The 20,622-nt window shown below is 38.9% G+C and carries 23 protein-coding genes; 8 read left to right on the forward strand and 15 right to left on the reverse strand.

Going from position 1 to position 20,622, the window contains the following annotated elements:
* Positions 1–1,079, reverse strand: a 1,079-nt coding sequence (locus tag L659_RS0107995) for an IS4 family transposase (RefSeq protein ID WP_024589926.1), incomplete at its 3' end; no start/stop codon positions are given.
* A 307-nt stretch (positions 1,080–1,386) separates the two neighbouring features.
* On the opposite strand from L659_RS0107995, the gene L659_RS0108000 reads away from it, so the two are divergent.
* The 6 genes from L659_RS0108000 to L659_RS0108025 all read left to right on the forward strand — a co-directional run bounded on the left by L659_RS0108000 (position 1,387) and on the right by L659_RS0108025 (position 5,137).
* A complete protein-coding gene (locus tag L659_RS0108000; RefSeq protein WP_024590182.1) occupies positions 1,387–2,067 on the forward strand; it encodes a PspA/IM30 family protein in 681 nt (226 codons plus the stop codon).
* A 9-nt stretch (positions 2,068–2,076) separates the two neighbouring features.
* Entirely contained in the window at positions 2,077–2,283 is a 207-nt protein-coding gene (locus tag L659_RS0108005) for a PspC domain-containing protein (RefSeq protein ID WP_010554259.1), read from the forward strand.
* Between the two features lie 172 nt (positions 2,284–2,455).
* Positions 2,456–2,782: a hypothetical protein gene (locus L659_RS0108010; protein ID WP_024590183.1), complete on the forward strand. Its 327-nt coding sequence runs from the start codon at positions 2,456–2,458 to the stop codon at positions 2,780–2,782.
* A 79-nt stretch (positions 2,783–2,861) separates the two neighbouring features.
* Positions 2,862–3,371, forward strand: coding sequence for a copper chaperone PCu(A)C (locus tag L659_RS0108015; RefSeq protein ID WP_024590184.1), 510 nt, complete (start codon positions 2,862–2,864; stop codon positions 3,369–3,371).
* Positions 3,372–3,379: 8 nt separating this feature from the next.
* Positions 3,380–4,366 carry a DUF2333 family protein gene (locus tag L659_RS0108020; protein WP_007580283.1) on the forward strand — a complete coding sequence of 329 codons (987 nt, stop codon included), beginning with the start codon at positions 3,380–3,382 and terminating at the stop codon, positions 4,364–4,366.
* Between the two features lie 3 nt (positions 4,367–4,369).
* A complete protein-coding gene (locus L659_RS0108025) occupies positions 4,370–5,137 on the forward strand; it encodes a TIGR04219 family outer membrane beta-barrel protein (RefSeq protein WP_024590185.1) in 768 nt (255 codons plus the stop codon).
* 33 nt (positions 5,138–5,170) lie between these two features.
* On the opposite strand, the gene L659_RS0108030 is transcribed toward L659_RS0108025, so the two are convergent.
* Positions 5,171–6,058, reverse strand: a complete 888-nt coding sequence (locus tag L659_RS0108030; protein WP_024590186.1) for a TIGR03899 family protein — start codon at positions 6,056–6,058, stop codon at positions 5,171–5,173.
* Positions 6,027–6,608, reverse strand: a complete 582-nt coding sequence (locus tag L659_RS0108035) for an SRPBCC family protein (RefSeq protein WP_007580289.1) — start codon at positions 6,606–6,608, stop codon at positions 6,027–6,029. Before L659_RS0108035 ends, L659_RS0108030 begins: the two co-directional genes overlap by 32 nt.
* A 111-nt stretch (positions 6,609–6,719) precedes the next feature.
* Between L659_RS0108035 and L659_RS0108040 the strand changes: the two genes are divergently transcribed.
* Positions 6,720–8,909, forward strand: coding sequence for a bifunctional diguanylate cyclase/phosphodiesterase (locus L659_RS0108040; protein WP_024590187.1), 2,190 nt, complete (start codon positions 6,720–6,722; stop codon positions 8,907–8,909).
* A gap of 130 nt (positions 8,910–9,039) precedes the next feature.
* Positions 9,040–11,217: a YgiQ family radical SAM protein gene (locus tag L659_RS0108045; protein WP_007580292.1), complete on the forward strand. Its 2,178-nt coding sequence runs from the start codon at positions 9,040–9,042 to the stop codon at positions 11,215–11,217.
* A gap of 457 nt (positions 11,218–11,674) precedes the next feature.
* Here L659_RS0108045 and L659_RS0108050 read toward each other — a convergent pair whose 3' ends face one another.
* The 12 genes from L659_RS0108050 to L659_RS0108105 form a co-directional block, all read right to left on the reverse strand.
* A complete protein-coding gene (locus L659_RS0108050; protein ID WP_024590188.1) occupies positions 11,675–12,226 on the reverse strand; it encodes a protein disulfide oxidoreductase in 552 nt (183 codons plus the stop codon).
* 56 nt (positions 12,227–12,282) lie between these two features.
* The gene (mgtE, locus tag L659_RS0108055) at positions 12,283–13,641 is read right to left on the reverse strand and encodes a magnesium transporter (protein WP_010554268.1); all 1,359 of its coding nucleotides are present in this window, start codon (positions 13,639–13,641) and stop codon (positions 12,283–12,285) included.
* Between the two features lie 130 nt (positions 13,642–13,771).
* A complete protein-coding gene (locus L659_RS0108060; RefSeq protein ID WP_002957937.1) occupies positions 13,772–14,044 on the reverse strand; it encodes an HPr family phosphocarrier protein in 273 nt (90 codons plus the stop codon).
* A gap of 42 nt (positions 14,045–14,086) precedes the next feature.
* Positions 14,087–14,932 carry an RNase adapter RapZ gene (gene rapZ, locus L659_RS0108065; RefSeq protein WP_024590189.1) on the reverse strand — a complete coding sequence of 282 codons (846 nt, stop codon included), beginning with the start codon at positions 14,930–14,932 and terminating at the stop codon, positions 14,087–14,089.
* An 18-nt stretch (positions 14,933–14,950) separates the two neighbouring features.
* Positions 14,951–15,403 carry a PTS IIA-like nitrogen regulatory protein PtsN gene (gene ptsN, locus L659_RS0108070; protein ID WP_024590190.1) on the reverse strand — a complete coding sequence of 151 codons (453 nt, stop codon included), beginning with the start codon at positions 15,401–15,403 and terminating at the stop codon, positions 14,951–14,953.
* 4 nt (positions 15,404–15,407) lie between these two features.
* Positions 15,408–15,695 carry a ribosome hibernation promoting factor gene (gene hpf, locus L659_RS0108075; RefSeq protein WP_007580301.1) on the reverse strand — a complete coding sequence of 96 codons (288 nt, stop codon included), beginning with the start codon at positions 15,693–15,695 and terminating at the stop codon, positions 15,408–15,410.
* A gap of 25 nt (positions 15,696–15,720) precedes the next feature.
* Positions 15,721–17,220 carry an RNA polymerase factor sigma-54 gene (locus L659_RS0108080; RefSeq protein WP_007580303.1) on the reverse strand — a complete coding sequence of 500 codons (1,500 nt, stop codon included), beginning with the start codon at positions 17,218–17,220 and terminating at the stop codon, positions 15,721–15,723.
* A 69-nt stretch (positions 17,221–17,289) separates the two neighbouring features.
* Positions 17,290–18,015, reverse strand: coding sequence for an LPS export ABC transporter ATP-binding protein (gene lptB, locus L659_RS0108085; protein ID WP_007580304.1), 726 nt, complete (start codon positions 18,013–18,015; stop codon positions 17,290–17,292).
* Positions 18,012–18,557, reverse strand: a complete 546-nt coding sequence (lptA, locus tag L659_RS0108090) for a lipopolysaccharide transport periplasmic protein LptA (RefSeq protein WP_024590191.1) — start codon at positions 18,555–18,557, stop codon at positions 18,012–18,014. Before lptA ends, lptB begins: the two co-directional genes overlap by 4 nt.
* Positions 18,547–19,101, reverse strand: a complete 555-nt coding sequence (lptC, locus tag L659_RS0108095) for an LPS export ABC transporter periplasmic protein LptC (RefSeq protein ID WP_024590192.1) — start codon at positions 19,099–19,101, stop codon at positions 18,547–18,549. The genes lptA and lptC overlap by 11 nt, the downstream gene beginning before the upstream one ends.
* The gene (gene kdsC, locus L659_RS0108100) at positions 19,098–19,649 is read right to left on the reverse strand and encodes a 3-deoxy-manno-octulosonate-8-phosphatase KdsC (RefSeq protein ID WP_007580311.1); all 552 of its coding nucleotides are present in this window, start codon (positions 19,647–19,649) and stop codon (positions 19,098–19,100) included. Before kdsC ends, lptC begins: the two co-directional genes overlap by 4 nt.
* Complete coding sequence (locus tag L659_RS0108105; protein ID WP_024590193.1) at positions 19,650–20,621, reverse strand: KpsF/GutQ family sugar-phosphate isomerase; 972 nt, start codon at positions 20,619–20,621, stop codon at positions 19,650–19,652.
* Position 20,622 lies beyond the last annotated feature (1 nt).

Below are 20,622 nucleotides of genomic sequence, written 5' to 3' on the forward strand. Positions count from 1 at the left end.
TCTACTCGAATTAAATTGTAGGCTAGCAATATACCCCATAGCTCTTGATTGACTCCATCCACAGTCTGACTACGCAAAAGAATACTATCCTCAAGCATCTGGTGTTTTATTTCTCCATAGCTATTTTCAATTTCCCAGCGCTCGAAATAGACATCAAGAATGGCCTGTGCACCAAAAGCCTGTTTATCATCCAAAGAGCACAGCAGACCTTTTATTTTTCCAGGCCCCATTGGCTCAGGATAAAGAACCAGTCTGGCCTGCCAGCACTCAGGAAGCGAAGGGTCTTGTTTTCTGGCATGCGCAGATACACTCATCTCTACTTTGAAGTCATGCTCAGAGTAAGATTCAATGACGGTGTATTGCGTGTTGCTTTTAATCGGGACCATCCAGTGCGACTGTGGGTGTTGCTTACGCCAATTAATCAGTAGCTCAGCGCTGAGATAACATCGGTCAAAAATAGTTAGACTGTTATCACTTACATGACCAAATAACTGCTTTGCGTAGTTCACCTCACCTTGATAACTGGGCCCGAAGGCAACGTGGTGTATCAACCGGCTACGCAAGGAGCTTAAGGCGCATAGGCGTACAATAGGATATTCTGTATGACGGTTTTTACTGTGCTTAATATAGTGAAAGTGCTCAGCAAGAGCAGGTGTATCAGGTGCACGAAATTGCGTTCCATCAACAGAAAATAACCGGAGTCCATACCACGTATCATCAGCATCTTCTTCTTGTGTCCAACGGGCTGCACATAGGTGAAATAAGGCTTGGAGGGGGTCGCTACTCAGGCGCTGTCTCGCTTGAGGAATAGCACTTGGAGCAACCGTATCGCCCAGGGTATCAGTGAGTGTTAAATCTAACTTCTCAACAACGTCACTAATAGAGCGGTCGCGAAAAAGACCCATTGCAATGATAAGCCAGACGACAAGCTCAGCAGGTAACTTACGTTTGCGAATACTTGCTTTATCGGTCTGCTCGAGCACATTAGAAATCCACTCAAGAGGGATATGTTTCTGAAATGTAGATAAAGAGTCAGGAGTGGCGAATATATCCGTATCAAGTAACCAATGACTAAGCATAAAAATACCCTCATAATCAAAAGATGATAAGGGTATTGTGAAGCAACCAAAAGATCAGTCAACCGATCAAAAATACCTTAACTGATCGGTGTTAACTTTCGAGTGGTTTTTTTGATCCTAAAAATTAGTCAAAATCATAATTTATTGGCCAATTACACTCTATGTTGTTCAGCTGGAAGTCACTAAAAACTAGAGTGCTTGTTGTTTATCACTATGATTTTAAATGTTTTATTTTTGTTTTGATGAACTTGGCACAACTCTTGGATTCTCCTTGTTGAAATTAATTAAAAATCAACAGGAGAATACCATGGGAATATTTAACCGCGTAAATGATGTAATTCAATCAAACATTGTCGCTATGCTTGATAAAGCTGAAGACCCAGAAAAACTTTTAAACTTGATGCTTACCGAGATGCAAGATGCGTTGAATGAGTGCCGTAGTACAGCAGCCGCTTTATTGTGTGAAGAGAAAATAATTAATCGCCAAATTGATACTAAAAAAACAGAATTAGCAGCTTGGCAAATTAAAGCAGAACGTGCGGTTGAGAAGGGCAGTGATGACCTTGCTAAGTCTGCCTTACTTGAAAAGCAGCGCGTTAACGAAAGTATTGAAAATAAGCAAACTCAACTAGAAACACTGCAAGAGTCTATTGCAAAAATTAAGGTTGATTGTGAGCGTCTGCAGCAAAAAATGGCTATGGCTAAAACTAAGCAAGCTCAGTTAATGCAGCGTCATAATGTTGCTATTGCTAGAGGGCGAATCAGTACGCAACTACAAAGCGATAAAGTAGCTCATGCGTTGTCTCGTTTTGAACAAATAGAGCAGCGTGTTGAAGGTATTGAAGCTCAAGTAGAGGCTTATGAGCTGACTGATACAGCAAGCTCTACGAGTGCCCAAATTGAGTCGTTAGTTAAAAATGAAAAAATTGATGCTGAACTGGCTCGCTTAAAAGCGAACTTAAATACTAATTTAAAACAAACTGCTTAGGAGATTGCTATGAACAGCTTTAATCGTCAACGAGGTTGGTATAAAGATACTCTAAATAAAAAAATATCGGGTGTTTGTAGTGGTTTAGCTCGTAGATTGGACTTTCCTGTATGGGCAACACGCGTAGTTACTATTTTGTTGTTTTTGAGTTTTCCGTTTGCAATTGCACTTGGTTATTTTATAGCGCATTGCTGCCTTGAAAATAAAGAGTATTAATACCAATAGGCATAAATATTTGAACAATTTAACGAATTAAATCACTCTATAACGTTGTTAAAAATTTTTATTTAGAACAAGTAGATATAAAAATTTTTGCCTAGTTATAGCGCAATTTTCTTATCGTTAAATAGACCTCATATATAAGCTGGTTGGTATAAGGAGAATTACTATGAAAGATTTGGCAGTATGTGTAATTATCTATTTATTACTGTTTACTGATTTAATAACGTTTGTGCAGATTGATTCCTGGCAGTTGCCGTTATGGATTGCTGATATTAGCTGGGCTGGGCTCGAGCTTGTAGGTGCTTTGGCCGCAATTGTTGCTGTAGTTGCTGTAGTGGCTTTAATTACTATGGGATTAGTTGGTGCGGGTGTAGTGGCATTAGCAGGGACTGTTTTAGCGCTTTTATTCGGATCTATAATGATTGCATGGCCGTTACTATTTGTTGCAGTGTTGTGTTGGCTTGTTGCCGATAACAAAAAAGTAGCCTCTTAATCCTTAATTTGACTGACTATTATAGGTTAACTATGTTAAATTTAGCCTGTAATTTAAAGTTTTCATAAGGATAAGAATGATGACGAAACTATGTTTTTCGATGGCTTCTGCATTAATATTTAGTTTTTTTTCGTCATCGTTGGCGGCGCACTCAGGGCACGATCATGGTTCTGATGTGGCTGTGCTCGAAGTAACTAACGCGCAAATTAGAGAGTTTTTACCTGGCAGTACTTCAACTGTAGGTTATTTAACGCTAATAAATCACAGTGGAGCCGCAGCAACTTTAACTAAGGCAACTATTGATGGCTTAGGGCGTGTTGAAATACACGAGCATTCACATGTAGACGGCATGATGAAAATGCAACAAGTTGAATCAGTTGAAATTAAAGCGCACGAAAGTGTCAGTTTTCAACCTGGCGGTTATCATTTAATGGTATTTGAACCACAAGAGCCATTAAAAGTAGGGCAAGAACGCAAACTCACGCTATATTTTAGTGACGGTAATCGCTTGTTCACTAATGCTCAAGTCGTGTCGCTTGAAGCGCAAGCTACGCAGTCAAAACCATCTACTCAACACGCTCATCACTAGGAGTACACATGTCGCAACACAAAGGAAAAATAGCAGGAATAGTTGTTTTACTGCTTATCATATTTTACGCAATTGCTGTTTATTGGAGCACTGAGCCTTCACGTTTTGATGTTGTTGCAAACGCCAAAGAGCAAGCGCAGCTTCGTAATGAAAAAATAGTTACGGGTTATGTAACTACTTCTACATTAATTACAGTAGCAAATACCTTACTAGATAAACCCGGTGGCTACTTATCAAATGATGTAATACCACCAAGTATTATTATGGATGATATGCCAGCGTGGGAATATGGCGCACTAGAAATGGTACGTGATTTATCGCTTTCTATGCGAAAAGATTTTAGCCGTTCGCAATCACAGTCTACGGAACATGAAGCACTTAAAAAGGCGCAGCCACAGTTTAATATAAGCTCTGAAGCATGGGCATGGCCAAGTGCTGAAGGTGAGTACCAAAAAGGTATTGACTACTTAATGGTATATCGTGGACAAATTGCTAACGAGCATGAGCGTGATAGTCAATTTTATGCACGAGCAGATAACTTACGTAGTTGGCTTAAAGAAGCTGAAAAACGTTTAGGTAGTTTAAGCCAGCGTTTAAGTGCCAGTGTAGGTCAAGAAAAAGTGAACACCGATTTAGCGGGTAATTCATCTAATAAACAAGCAACTCTTGCTCCACTGCAGCAGCAAGTAAGAACACCGTGGTTAGAAATTGACGATGTATTTTACGAGTCGCGCGGTGCTACTTGGGCGTTACTACATTTTTTACAAGCGATAGAGTACGACTTTGCTGATGTACTTGAAAAGAAAAATGCACGTGTAAGCGTTCAACAAATCATACGTGAACTTGAGGCAACTCAAGAAACAGTATGGAGCCCACTTATTTTAAACGGGAATGGTTTTGGCTATGTTGCTAACCACTCTTTAGTTATGGCAAATTATATTTCTAGAGCCAATGCGGCTTTAATCGAACTTAGCGAACTACTAGCTCAAGGATAAAAAATGAAAAAGTATTGTTTAGCAGCAGCCCTTTCAATGGCATGTTTAGCACCTGCAGCGCAAGCTGACACTCTACTAGGTTTATATGTAGGTGTTGATGGGTGGAAGTCAGATAACGATGGTCAATTTTCTTATAAAGATAAATCATCTCAAGATTTTGATTTTGAGGATGAAACATTTGTAAGTTATTACGCAGCGCTTGAGCACCCAGTGCCACTAGTTCCAAACATTAAATTAAAGTATACAGAGCTTGAGCTTAATGGTGATGCGGTTATTGGTGATACGTTTAGCTTTAATGGCAGTACCTTCGATACAAACAGAAAAGTAAATACTGTTAGTGATTTGTCGCACATTGATTATATTCTTTATTATGAAATTTTTGATAACGATTTAATCTCAATTGACTTAGGTTTAAATGTTAAGCAGTTCGACGGTGAAATTACAGTAAGCTATGATCCTGAAGAAGAGCTTTCTCAAACTGAAACCAAAGACTTCTCTGGTTTTGTTCCTCTTGCATACGGCCGTGCCGAAGCTGGCTTACCATTTACTGGTTTAAGTGTATTTTTTGAAGGTAGCTTTTTGGCTATTGACGACAGTAAAGTACAAGATTACCAAGTAGGCGTAGCGTGGGAACTTATTGATAACCTAGCAGTAGATGTTGCTGTTAAAGCAGGTTACCGCTCTATGGTATTAGAACTTGATGATGTAGATGATATTACTACTGATATTGATGCATCTGGCCCATTTGCGGGTATTCAAGTTCATTTTTAATTAGTATTTTCTAATTAAACAAAGCGTGGCATATTATTTTATTGCGTGCCACGCTAAATCAAACTCTCCCTCTAGCGCATTATTAATCAACTGCTTATAGACCTTATTGACAGGGAAATTAATGAGTTTAGATAGCTCATCACCTGTTTGAGTAAATTTGTAATAGCTTAATACCAAATCACTACTCTTTGCTTTTAACGTTACTTTTTGCGATAAAAATGAAAGGGTAAGTTCTTGCCCCGCTTTAAGCACTGCAGATTCAATTTCTTTTCTATACAGTAAATTAAGATCCATGAGCGTTAAAATATCAGGAAAGCTAATACCCGTTTTTCCTAAATTTAAAGATACTTTATTGCCTTTTCGTAGCAAATCAAACAACGATGGTTTTTTGTAAAAGCCGAGTAATATAAAGTGGCTGTCGTCTTTTTCGTTATAGCCTGAGAGCGACACACATTTTTGCAAAGAGTCTGCTTCTCGCTGTGTCATATGCTTTAAAGTTTGTAGGCTTTTAATTGAAAACGTACCAGGATTGAGTGTTTCTCCTGTTAAAATTTTTGCCCATAAAATTTGCATTGATTCATTAGAAGTATCTTCACACAGAGCTATAAAATGCTCTACCCAATCAACATCGGGCTGTTTACTACTTGCTACATCAGGGCAAAATCCCATAGCCACTGCTAAAATTGATTCTATATTTTGTTGTTGTTTAATGAGTAATAAATCTTGGCGCTTTTGAGCGCGAGCTAAAACAGAGTTTTCACTGTTGATATGATAAAGCGGCTTAATTTTGCCCTTAATATCGTAACTTTGCTCGTTAGTAGGTAGTACACCGTTACTACCTACTTTTGTTATAGGGTAACCAAGCAAGGACTCGATGATGTTGGCAAGATTAATTCTCGCCTGTGCTGTTTTGACTGTCATGACTGTGCATTATCCTTTGTGGATCACTAAGCTGTGCAACAGTTTGAAGGTTATTTAAACCCAGTGAAACTGTATTACTGAGTACGTACTCGCTCAAAATTGCAGTGTAACCAGATATTAAAGGAGCAGTTGTTTGACCTTTAATATTACATATTAACGTAACTATACCGTTTTGCTCGCTAAGGTTAAAAGTGCCTCTAATAATATGCTCAGCATTTAAAAGTATGTTGAAGCTGACTTTATTTTGGCTTACCGAAGTTATGATCATTTCACCATACCCCCATTTTCCTTTCCAAGACTGATGAGCCCCTAGGCCAGAACTGGGTTCGCCCAAAGTAAAACGTATGCTGGGGTCTACTTTTTCCCATGGAGACCATTTTTGCCATTGGCTAAAGTCGGTGATAAGCGGCTTTATTACTTTAAGATTGGCATTAATTTCGATTGTTTTATTTACACTATAACTTTGAGGCAGTATTAGCCCTACCAGTGCCAATACTAATAGTAATAACAGTACGCATTTGATTAATATTTTTAATGGTTTAATAAGCACACCTTTTATTAGTTTTTCAAGTTGAAATACAACAACTTTTTATTAATCGACTATAGTATGAATTAGATTATAAACCAAAAATAATTTATTGATTGCTACTTAGGAGAGCGAATGTCGTCAGATCAAAACGATTTTTTATTTTTTGAACAAGATTTTGAAGACGATGCTGTTGTTGAGCAGACTAAGTTTTGGGATATTTTAATTGTTGATGACGAACCTGAGATTCATTCTGTAACAAAATTAGCTTTGTCTGGCGTTGAGTTTTTAGGGGCTGGCTTGCGATTTCACGATGCTTATTCGGGTGCAGAAGCAATAGAAGTGCTAGCTAAAAATAAAAATATTTCGGTTATTTTTTTAGACGTTGTTATGGAAACTGACGATGCCGGTTTGCAGGTTGTAAAAAGGGTGCGTGACGAATTAAATAATCAACATGTAAGAATTATTTTAAGAACAGGGCAAGCAGGTATTACACCAGAAGAAAAAGTAATACGAGAATACGACATAAATGACTATAAAACGAAAACAGAGCTGACTCGTTCTAAGTTAGTAACTTCGCTTATAACCGCTATTCGCTCATACGAGCAGGTATGTCAGCTTGAATATCAAAGTGATGCAATGAACACGATTGTTTCAGCATCAAAGTCTATTTTAGGACTTACTGATGTTAAGCAATTATGCAAAGAAATCATCAAGCACATGAGTATTATTTTAAAATGTTCACCTAGAGGGCTTGTTTGCAGTAAGTTAGATGGCGATGATTTTATTCAGGTCTTAGGTGGTTGCGGGCATTACGAAAGCTATTTTGGTAAAAAATTAATTAATGTTGATAGCAAAGTATTTGAACAAGTTGAGTCGTGTTTTGGTTTGTCGAAGCACCAACACATAGACTCAAGTTCAACATTTATATTAAAAAGTAAGCATCGAAAAGCGGCTTTATATATAGAGTGCGACCACATTCCCTTACAAGCACAGCTACAATTTGCTGAAATTTTCTTAACTAATGTAAGTGTAGCACTTGATAACATAAGGTTATTTGTAAAGTTAAGAGATGCTGCTTATAAAGATGTGCTTACTGGTATTTCAAATCGTACTAACTTTATTGAGCGTGTGGTGAGTTATCAAAAGCCACACGTGAACGATCATGTATTTGTATTACTTGATGTAGTTAATTTTGCAGATATTAATAACGGCTTAGGGCAAGAGGTCGGCAATAAAGTATTAATTGGCATTGTGCAAAGGTTAAGAGAAAATTACCCAACAGCTAAATTACTATCACGTATTGGCGCTGATGTTTTTGGTTTTATTATTCGCCAAGACGAATTTGACTTAAAAAAGTTGAATGAGCAATTAGGTATTTCATTTTACGCAGAAGAACATTTACTCCCTATCGATTTTAGAGTGGGCTTATGCCAACAACAAGACTTTCAAAGTAGCGGTATTGATACACTGAAAGTTGCTTATATTGCACTTGACCAAGCTAAAAAAGCAAAGCATAAAGAAGGCGTTTATTACAATATTGATATGCAAGATAAGATGGCTTGGCGGATAGGGATTATTAGGCAGTTACGTCATGACTTTGCTCGAAATAAATTAGAGGTATGGTACCAACCTCAACTTTCACTAGATGACTTATCGCTAATTGGATGTGAGGCATTATTACGCTGGCCGGCAAGTGATGGCGTGTATATATCGCCGGCTGTGTTTGTGCCACTTGCAGAGGATGCGGGCTTAATTGTTGATATAGGGCAGTGGGTATTAGAACAAGCTTGCCAACAGCAAAAGCGCCTAGAAAATATGGGCACAGAAATTTGTATTGCAGTTAATGTGTCTGTTCCACAGTTTAAAGTAAAAGGTTATGCGCAAACTGTTAAAAATACATTGTTAAAATATGGTGTTAAGCCAAAAAACATAGAATTAGAAATCACCGAGAGCGTAGTAATGGATGAGCTGGAAACGGTTATTAGTACGCTAAGTGAGCTAAAAGAACTCGGAATGGAAGTTGCTATTGATGACTTTGGTACTGGTTTTTCGTCGCTGAGTTACATTCAAAGTTTACCTTTGGATCGGTTGAAAATAGATCGTGCATTTATTAAAGATTTACCAAATGACGACACTGGCGCTATTGCTGCCTTAGTTATATCACTTGGTGCTAAGTTGGGCTTAAAAACGATTGCTGAAGGGGTCGAAACACAAGAGCAAGCCCAGTTCTTAAAAGATTTAGGATGCGATGAAGTACAAGGTTTTATGTATGCTAAACCCATGCCTGAAAATGAATTAATAGAATTTATAAATAAACGCTAAAAAGGTTAACTTATTATTTAAGCTAATGAACGATTTAGAATTTAAGGCGCGATATGCTTTGACTACTTTGTATATATAAACAATTTAGTAGGGTATAATTCGCGCCTTTTGTTATTCTACGGCCACAATTATGAGCACACTCAAAGCTAAGCGCGCCTTATTTTCATACCCTAAATACTGGGCTGAATGTTATGGCACCGCGCCATTTTTACCAACTACACGTGAAGAAATGGATGCACTTGGCTGGGATAGCTGCGACATAATAATAATTAGTGGCGACGCGTACGTCGATCATCCTAGTTTTGGTATGGCGGTAATTGGCCGTGTACTTGAAGCGCAAGGTTTTAGAGTGGGTATTATTGCCCAGCCAGCATGGGACTCTAAAGATGCATTTATGGAACTAGGCAGACCGAATTTATTTTTTGGTGTAACAGCTGGCAACATGGATTCGATGATCAATCGCTATACAGCTGAAAAGCGTATGCGCCACGATGATGCTTACACGCCAGATAACGTAGGTGGTAAACGTCCAGATCGCGCCGTAATGATTTACTCGCAAAAATGCCGTGAAGCATACAAAGGTATCCCAATTGTTATTGGCGGTATTGAAGCGAGTCTTCGTCGTATAGCTCATTATGATTACTGGCAAGAAAAAGTACGTCGTAGTATTTTGTTTGATGCAAAAGCTGATATTTTAATTTACGGTAACGCAGAGCGTCCGTTAGTTGAAGTTGCACACCGTATTGCCGCAGGCGAAACAATGGATACTATTCAAGATATTCGCGGCACGGCTGTTATCAGAAAAGAACCTTTACCAGGTTGGCGTGGAAGTGACTCCACCGCTATAGATAAAATTGGTAAAATCGACCCTATTCCAAATCCATACGGCGCTGATGATGTTGGCTGTAGTAAATCTGAATTTAAACAAGCGGGTATAGACTTAAAGGCAGAAGCTGCAAAACCAATTATGGTTCAGCCTGCGCGACCTAAACCGTGGGAAAAAACCTACGTTAAGTTACCTGCTTATGAGCAAGTAAGTGTTAACAAACCTTTATACGCCCACGCTTCGCGTATTCTACATCAAGAAACAAATCCTGGTTGTGCAAGAGCACTGTTTCAGCGACACGGCGATCGTTCTATTTGGGTAAACCCGCCAGCATACCCATTAGAAACACATGAGATGGATGCTGTGTTTGGTTTACCGTATCAGCGTATTCCTCACCCAAGTTACGGCGACTCTAAAATTCCTGCTTACGACATGATAAAAACGTCAGTTAATATTATGCGCGGTTGTTTTGGTGGGTGTTCGTTTTGCTCAATTACGGAGCATGAAGGGCGTATTATTCAAAGCCGTTCGCAAGAATCAATTATTGAAGAAATTGAACAGATTAGAGATAAAGTACCCGGTTTTACTGGTGTTATTTCTGATTTAGGTGGTCCAACTGCAAATATGTATAAACTGCGTTGTACGAGCAAAAAGGCAGAAAGTACCTGTAGACGTTTATCATGTGTGTATCCTGAAATTTGTAAGCATATGGATACAGATCATACGCCAACAATAGACTTATACAAAAAAGCACGTGAAGTTAAGGGTATCAAAAAGGTATTGATTGCTTCTGGTGTTCGTTACGACTTAGCTGTACGCGACCCGCGTTACGTTAAAGAATTAGTAACGCATCATGTAGGTGGCTACTTAAAAATAGCGCCAGAGCATACAGAGGATGGTCCATTATCAAAAATGATGAAACCAGGTATGGGGGCGTACGATCAATTTAAAGAATTATTTGATAAGTACTCTAAAGAAGCCGGTAAAAAGCAGTATTTAATTCCTTACTTTATATCTGCTCACCCAGGGACAAAAGATGAAGACATGGTAAACATGGCTTTATGGCTTAAATCAAACGACTTTAAGCTTGATCAGGTACAAAATTTTTACCCATCACCGATGGCTAATGCGACGACTATTTACCACACAGAAATGAACTCTTTACGTAATATAAAAAACAATACAGAAGTTGTTCCAGTACCTAAAGGTGCTCGTCAACGTAGATTACATAAAGCTATTTTACGCTACCATGATGCAGCAGGTTGGCCGATGATACGTGAAGCACTGCGTAAAATGGGTAAAGCTAATTTAATTGGTAAAGGGCCTAACTGTTTAGTGCCTGAAGAAGGGCGTGATGAAAAAGCAGGTAAAGGTGGCAGTAAAGGCGGACGTCCGGCACTAACGCGACATACCGGTTTTAGCCAATTTAAAAAGGCAAACACTAAACCAAAAGTAGGCGGTAATCGTCAAAGTACACGTTAGTGATTCAATCTATTAATAACTAGGGCGTGTTGATCTTTGGTGGGTGAATTTGCAGCAGTATGTTTGGTTTTTAGGCAAGGCGGAGCCTATGTAGTGTGGTTATTCCCCATGAATAGGCGATAACGCAGCATAAATACCAAACATGCGCTGCCCTTTGGGTTCTTTCTAGGGACGATTAACTCTTTGTTGCTCGGTTTTTACTTAGCCCACTAGGTTACAAACCTCGCGCCGCGATTTAATCGCCCCTAGATTGAACAAATTTCAATCCACAAAGATCAACACGCCCTAGTAGATTAGTTTAATTACGCTAAGGGTTTTTAAACCCTTTTCATGCGTAAATTAAGTAAACCTTGCTCTTTATTATCTATATTATTGTAGGTGATAAAGAGCGAGCTTTTAGAAACCCCTCTTGAGATAGCACGTATTTAGTGTCTATATACTTGCAGTTAGTTTTTTCTTAAAACGTTGATGATAACCACAAACGTAATTTAAGTGACCATAACGGCTGAATGCCTGTTAGCCCTTGCGTCATTTTATTATCTTTTAAGATTATATAAGATGGCGTGACTTGCCCTTGCCAATCGGCAAATATCTCACCGTGTTGATCGTTGACAGTGATAAAACTGTAGCCATGATCATTTAGATACTCATGTATTTTTTGATCCGAACCTGATTTTATTGCGATGCTCACTACAGGGTAGTTATTCTCGTTCGCGAGTTTGTTTATGGCAGGGGAGGTAATACTACAAATAGGGCACCAAGTTCCCCAAAAATAGACAAGTGTTGGTTTATCTTGGCTCATTGCTGCTAAATCAATGTTTTGCCCTTTATAATCTATTAATTGTAATTGAGGATTTGCTGGCATAACAGGTTGTCGCCACCAATTTACAGCGTTATAAATTACGAAAAATATGAGACCATATATCAACACACTTTTTAATATTGATAGGCCTTTTTGTTTTGGCGTTTTTTTAGGTGTGTCTTTTTTATTTTTGGTATCCGTTGTCATAGTTGCAGCTTTACCCTAAGTGTTTTTTACTTTAGTTATTTGCAAAAGTTTCTAATTTAAACCAGCAACCAAGTAGCAGTACCTAAAAAGGCGAATATACCCACAATATCTGTCACCGTGGTTAGCACCACACTCCCTGCAAGTGCTGGGTCTATATTCATTCTTTTAAGAATAATAGGGATACTCGCACCAGCAACACCTGCCACCACTAAGTTCATAAACATAGCGAAGGCGAGTACGCCACCAAGCATAAAGTCCCACTGCCATAGGGCAATAACACCTGCAATTAACAACGACCACAAAACACCGTTTAACGCGCCAATAGCAAGCTCTTTCATCATTAAAAAGCGTTGGTTAGTTTGATTTATATGACCTACCGCAATACCACGAATAACAAGCGTTAATGATTGGCTACCTGCAACACCGCCCATAGAAGGGACAATACCGTTAAGTACAGCTAAAATAGGTAAAACATCTAAAGTGCCTTCAAAAAAGCTAGCTACAAAAGCAGCTGCAAGTGCAGTTAGTAAGTTGACACCTAACCAAACTGAGCGTTTTTTAGAGCTTTTTAGTACTGGCGCAAAGGTATCTTCTTCATCATCAAGGCCGGCTAAGCCCAATAAACTATGCTCAGCATCTTCGCGGATTACGTCAACGATGTCATCGATAGTGACACGGCCAAGGAGCTGATCGTTATCATCGACTACGGGGGCCGATATCCAATTATGACGTTCAAATAATTGCGCGACTTCACTTTCATCCATAGAGATTGGAATGGATTCACAATCTTCATCCATTAAATCACGAACAATTTTTTCTGGCGGGTTAGTTAATAATGTACTCAGCGATAAAGCGCCTATAAAGCAGTTATGCTTATCAACAACGTACAAGTCATCGGTACCTTCTGGTAACTCGCCGCGTAGCCTAATATATCTAAGTACAACATCAAGCGTAACGTCAGGGCGGATGGTCACCGTATCGGTGTTCATTAGCGCGCCAGCAGAACGCTCTTGATACGAAAGTGCTTGTGTTGCACGCTCACGGTCTTGAATGTCCATCGCGCTAACAACGTCTTTATAAACGGTGTCCGGCAGACTACGTAATACTTCACCTAAGTCATCGTGGCCCATATCTTCTGTTGCGGCTGCAATGTGCTTAGGTTCCATTTGGGCAATAATGCCTAAACGAACATCTTCTGATAGTTCTTCAAGAACATCACCTTGCACATCAGGATCAACCAACTGCCAAAGGAGTCGGCGAATTTTATGCGGTGATGATTCTAGTAATAATGCGGTATCACAAGGAGCTGTTTTTGCGAGCATGCGCCTAACTTGAACAAATTGACCACTATTGAGTGACTTAGTCACCTGTTTTAGTTGCTGTAGTGGGTAATCTTGTTCAAAAGCTTCAGGCATTGGCGTCCTTTATAAATTTTTATATTACTTTATGGGGAGAGGTGAGTTAACTGGCGTCACTAACCGTATTTATTTTATATATCTGTTTTAATTGGGGCATTAGTAATGCGAGCATTATTTTTATAACTGTTTATTCTTGTTCATTAAAACGTTGTGCTATTAATTCTCCAACAGCATGTAAAGCTTGCTCAGAATCGGGGCCTTTGCATACAACTTTTACTTCTTTTCCTTGGCTACTTTCAAGTAACATTAGTGCAAGTACGCTATCGCCTGCGGCTTCTTTGTCATCTTGAAATAATGTAATTGTCGCATCAAACTGCACTGCCAATTGGGCAAGCACGGTGGCTGCTCTGGCGTGCAATCCTAATTTGTTTTTTATTAAAAAAGTGTCTTCACAATGCATAACTTACTCTACCTAAGCTGAACAGGTGATTATTCAGCTATATTATTTTTCTTGTTCGCGATGGCGAATTTTCACATTGGGATGTGTCATTGCAAAACTTTCACCGATAGTTTGCGCTAAATATACAGAGCGATGTTGCCCGCCTGTACACCCAATGGCAATGGTTAAATAACTGCGGTTATTTCGCTCTAAGTGCGGTAACCACGTTTGTACAAATGTTTGAATTTGCCATGTGAATTTTTGCACTATGCTGTGATTGGCCAAATAATCTTTAACGGGTTGATCTAACCCATTTAAAGGTTTTAATTCAGGTTCCCAATGTGGATTTGGTAAAAAGCGTGCATCAAATACGTAATCTGCTTCTTTTGGTATGCCGTGTTTAAAACCAAACGATTCAAAAGTGACAATCAGTTGTTTATCTTTTTTACCTAAAATCTTTTCACGAATAGATTCAGCGAGTTGATGAACACTCAAATCAGTCGTGTCTATCATAAAGTCGGCGCGGGTGATTAATACATCAAGTAATTCTTTTTCTTTTTTGATGGCTAAATCAAGAGGCAACGAGTCAATTGATAGTGGGTGTAATCTACGAGTTTCAGAAAAACGTTTTATCAATGTTTGATCGTCGCTATCTAAATAAAATAACGTAGGGTTTGCAAAGCCTGGCAAGTATTCAAGAATATCGTTAAATTCATCTTGTTGTTTAGGGATGTTCCGTACATCAATGCTAACAGCAATTTTATCGTAGCTATCAGACACACTGCGAACTAATGAAGGAAGCAAGTTAACTGGAATATTATCTACGCAATAATAACCTAAATCTTCTACAATGCGTAAAGCAACCGACTTTCCAGAACCAGAACGGCCGCTTATGATAATTAACTCCATTTAACACCCTTTATAAAACTATGATTGATTGACAATAACTTGGTAAAGCTCAGTATCTGATTTTGCACTGCGTAACTGTTTACAAAAATCTTTGTTGTTTAGTTTATCAGCAATGGTTGCTAGAGTCTTTAAGTGCTGCTGGTTATCGCCATCTGGTACGATGAGTGCGACGAAAATATCAACAGGGCGATTATCGATTGCATCAAAATTTATTGGAGTTTCGCTAACGAGTACTAAAGCCAAAGGCTCTTCTGCACCGCTCATTCTTCCATGAGGAATGGCAATGCCACGCCCTATACCTGTACTACCCAATTTTTCTCTGCTCATTAAAGCATTAAGAATATCTTGTTGCGGTAAATACGGAAGTTTGTCGTGAGCAAGTTCGCTAATGAACTCTAAAATTCTTTTTTTGCTATTAAAAAGGACCGCAGCTTTGCTGCAGTCCTGGCATATAAGTGAGCTTAATTTCATCATATTAGTGTCGAGCAAGCTTCTCTTTGTGTTTAATTACTTGTCGATCGAGCTTGTCGATCAACGAGTCAATGGCGGCATACATATCTTGATGTTCTGTAGAGGCAAATAACTCAGCACCGCTTACGTGTATGGTGGCTTCTGCTTTTTGATTTAATTTTTCTACATCGAGAATGACATGAACATTATTAATATGATCAGAGTGTCTTTCTAGCTTCGCAAATTTGGTATTAATATAGTCTCTTAGTGAATCGGTTAATTCTACGTGACGACCAGTTAAGTTTAGTTGCATAAGCATTACCCTCTTTTTTTGCGTCTTAAATCAAACTTTTACGTTGATTTGACGGTGGAATAGCCAGAGATTCGCGGTATTTTGCGATTGTACGTCTCGCTACTTTAATTCCTTGCTCAGCCAATATATCCGCTATTTTGCTATCACTCAATGGTTTTGCTGAGTTTTCTGCTGCGATTAATTTTCGGATAAGCGCACGGATTGCTGTAGATGAACATTCACCACCGTTTTCGGTGCTTACATGGCTTGAGAAAAAGTATTTAAGCTCAAATATACCACGGGGTGTGTGCATATACTTTTGGGTTGTTACGCGCGAAATTGTTGATTCGTGCATTTCTACCATTTCAGCAACATCATTTAAAACCATTGGTTTCATGGCTTCAGGACCGTGTTCAAAAAAGCCTTGTTGTTGCTTAACAATACAATTTGTTACTTTTAATAGCGTGTCGTTTCTACTTTCTAAGCTTTTAATAAACCATTTAGCTTCTTGTAAATGCGAGCGAATAAACTGGCTGTCACCACTGGATTTTACAGTGCGAGACATTGCCGCGTATTGGCTATTAACACGAATTTTAGGCATGCTGTCTGGGTTTAACTCAACAACCCAGCGGCCTTTAATTTTTTTAACTGACACATCAGGAATAACATACTCAGATTCTTCTCTTACAATAGTATCTGCAGGTTTAGGGCTTAGAGTATGTATTAATGTCATTACTTCTTTAAGCTCTTCTTCTTTGAGCTTAGTTTTCTTCATTAATGTACGATAGTCACGAGCAGCTAATAAATCAATATGCTCGGTTAAAATCATTTTTGTTTCATTAATGTAAGGTGTTTCTTTATCAAACTGGTTAAGCTGAATACATAAACACTCTTGTAGGCTACGCGCAGCAATACCAACAGGATCAAACAGTTGGATGCGTTTTAATACAGCTTCAATTTCATCAAGTTCGACTTCGTTATCATCTTCGTTTTCTTGATTGAAGCTTTCTAAAATCTCTTCGCAGCTTAGTGTTAAAATACCTGAATCATCGACGGCTTCTACAATAGCAATAGCAATCGCTTCGTCTGTAGGGCTAAATGGCGTTAGTTGTAACTGCCACATTAAATACTCATGGAGCGTTTCAGTAGAGGCGCCTTGGTATATTGATTCGTCTTCAGGCATCGGACCCGATGATGCTGCTGGGGCGGCACTCATGTACTCATCCCAACTAACATCCATAGCCATGTCGTCACTTAGCGTGTCTTTTGCAAGTGCTTCACCACTATCTTGTTCGTATTCGCTTGGAGCATCATCGGCAGATGCGCTAACAGTTATGTCATCTGTATCTGCTTTTTGCTCGTTTTTACCAGCAGCGTCTTCTGAATAGTCTGCTTCTTCAACCTCTAATAGCGGGTTGCTGTCGAGAGCTTCTTGTATTTCTTGCTGGAGATCCAATGTACTGAGTTGCAACAAACGAATAGCTTGTTGCAACTGTGGAGTCATTGTAAGTTGCTGGCCCATGCGCAGCTGTAGTGATTGCCTCATGTATCTCTAACAATCCTTTTATGTTGTTATAATTAATACTAGCAGATGCTTAAAGACATGGCGTAAATGTTACAGCCTAAATTGCTCGCCTAAGTAAACATCGCGTACTGTTTTATCATTTAATACGTGTTCTGGAGTACCTGATGCAATCAGCTCCCCATGAGAAACAATGTAGGCTTTTTCACAAACATCAAGGGTTTCTCTTACGTTATGATCGGTAATTAATACACCAATCCCACGATTTTTAAGATGTTCTATTATTTTCTTTATATCTAATACCGAAATCGGGTCAACACCTGCAAATGGTTCATCCAGTAATATAAATTTAGGATCTGCTGCCAGCGCACGTGCTATTTCCACACGACGACGTTCGCCACCCGACAACGCCATACCTTGGCTATCACGAATGTGTTGTATGCTAAATTCATCTAATAATTTATCGAGAGTGTCTTCTCTAGCTTGTTTATTTAACTCTTTGCGCGTTTCTAAAATGGCCATTAAGTTTTGATAAACAGTCAGCTTTCTGAATATTGAAGACTCTTGCGGTAAGTAGCCAATGCCTAATCTAGCACGACTATGCATAGGTAAAAGAGTAATATCGTTATCGTCTATCGATATTTTACCTTTGTCGCTAGGTACAAGTCCTACTATCATATAAAACGTGGTGGTTTTACCTGCGCCGTTAGGGCCAAGTAAGCCAACAATACTGCCAGCTTTGACTTCAAGGCCGACGTTTTTTACAACTTCACGGCCTTTATAGCTCTTTGCTAATAGCTCTGCTTTTAATGTGCTCATGGTTGACCTTTGTCGCTTTTTTTACTTTTTTTAGTCTCGATTGGCACTAAAATTGTGTGAACGCGGTCAGTTGAGTTTTCATCTTTTTCGGCACTGATTAGCTGCTGCTCTATATCGTAGGTAATGCTTTTAGCATTTATTTTTTGTCCCGCTTGCGATACTTGTGCATTACCAACAAGCGTTAAAAAACGCTTAGATACATCATAACGTACTTCGTCAGCACTGGCGCTCATAGTCGTGCCATCTGATTGCTTTTCTTCAAAGTGCGCAGGGCTACCTGTAGCAATTAATAATTGTTTATTATCACCAAGTTCATCGCGTTTATGTACTTCTAAGCGGTCGGCTGTGATACGGCGGTTACCGTGAATAATTTCAACGTTTTTCTCAAAAATCCCGACATTAGCTTTTAATTGGCCTTCTTGCTTATCGGCGCTTATTGAAATTTGATTTGCAGCCGGTTGCGTGTTTTGCTCTGCAGCACTACTATTAAACGCTAGTATAAGTGTAGGAATAATAAGTGATTTTAATATTTTATTGGTCATAATATATGGTTCGCGTATGGTTAATTAGTTTTATCACTTCGGTTTTTAAGTCGGCTTCTAGGCCTTTACCAGTGATTTTTAAATTGGGTCCAGTGATGATAACGGGTTGCTCCGAACGCATTGTTAATAGTTTTATATCTACCTGAATATTATCAGCATTGATTTTGTCTATCATGGCGTTATCGGTTAAGTTTTTGGCAACCACATTGCCTTCTAAAATTAATTGTTTGTCTTCGTATAATGTTGCTTCGTCTGCATTTATTTGCCACGTTTGCTTTTCGTTATATAAAGTAAAAATAGGTTTTTCAAAAAACGTAAAACCTAATTGTTGATATAGCTCCATTTTAGCCGCAGTGACTTTGTGGCTAATTTTACCTTGCTCATCATAGGCTGTCTGTTTGAGCTCAATAGCTATGTAATCAGGCTTAGCAACAACTTCAGGCTCAGCCTGAGGCACAATATTTGTTTGTGTAAAATAAGGGTACCAAAGCCAAACCATACAGCTAATGAATAAAACGCTTAATATTATGCGCGCTGCATTCATGAACTAGTGCCTTGTGTAGTCAATGCTTTACCATTTTCAAGCATGAGCAAATCGGTGAGTTCTCTCACTGCACCAAAACCGCCAGGCATTTGCGTTACATAATGTGACAAACGCTTAATAAGTGGGTGGGCATCATTTACTGCAACGGCAAAGCCTACTAACTCCATAACAGGCATGTCAGGACCGTCATCACCAATATAAGCAATTTGTTCATCGCTAAGGTTGAGTTTATCTTTTAATTCTTGATAGGCAATGAGCTTATTTTCTTGGCCTTGATAAATATGCTGTACGGTTAAGCTGCTCATACGTTGTTGTACTATCTGTGAATGACGACCAGTAATAACAGCTACTTCAAAGCCACTGTTTATAAGTGCTTTAATGCCAAAACCATCTTTTGTATTAAATGCTTTTAGCTCTTCACCTTGATTGCCAAGGTAAATACGGCCATCAGAAAATACACCATCAATATCGCATATAAGTAGTTTTACTTTTTTAGCGCGTGCTTTTGCATCATCGCTCAGCGGTTGATAGAGTTCTTCAAATTGCATTTATAACACTCCTGCTTTTAATAGGTCTTGCATATTTAATGCGCCAATAGGTTGGTTTTTCTCATTGACGACGATTAGGCCATTTATACGTTTACGTTCCATAATATTGAGCGCTTCAGCGGCTAAAATATCTTGCGTAGCTGTAGTGCATGACTTAGTCATAACAACATCTATTTGTGTTGTATGAATATCAATTCTTTGTTCTAAAATGCGACGTAAGTCACCATCGGTAAATAACCCTACGAGTTGCTGATTTTCATCAACAATGGCTGTCATACCTAATCCTTTAGCTGACATTTCTATTAGAGCATCTTTAACTGTTTGTGAAACATCAATAATAGGTGTATTTGCGCCGCTGTGCATAACATCTTTTAAAGTAAGTAATAAGCGCTTGCCTAAACTACCACCTGGGTGAGATAGCGCGAAGTCATCAGCTGTAAACCCGCGAGCTTCTAATAATGCAACTGCCATGGCATCGCCCATCGCAAGCGTTGCAGTGGTACTTGATGTAGGTGCTAGACCCAATGAACAGGCTTCTTTTTCTACTTTAATACACACATGTACATTAGCAAGGGTCGCCATGGTTGATTGCGTATTGCCAGTCATCGATATCATTTTGGCACCAAGTCGTTTTAAAACCGGAATGATATTTAAAACTTCGCTGGTCTCCCCTGAATTAGAAATAAGCATGACCACGTCATTTTTAGTGATCATACCTAAATCACCATGACTTGCTTCACCAGGGTGAACAAAAAATGCTGGACTGCCAGTACTAGCAAGGGTTGCCGCTATTTTATTGCCAATATGACCTGATTTACCCATACCAATGACAATAATACGGCCTTCGCAGTCGTACATTAATTGGCACGCGTTATGAAAATTTTCATCTACATATTGTGCAATGTCACTAAGTGCTTGGCGCTCAACATCTAAAACGCGAAGGCCTTGTTCAATAAAATTTAGCGTTGCCATT

The sequence above is a fragment of the Pseudoalteromonas sp. S8-8 genome, assembly GCF_000497875.1.
In the GTDB taxonomy this organism is placed as follows: Bacteria; Pseudomonadota; Gammaproteobacteria; order Enterobacterales; family Alteromonadaceae; genus Pseudoalteromonas; species Pseudoalteromonas arctica.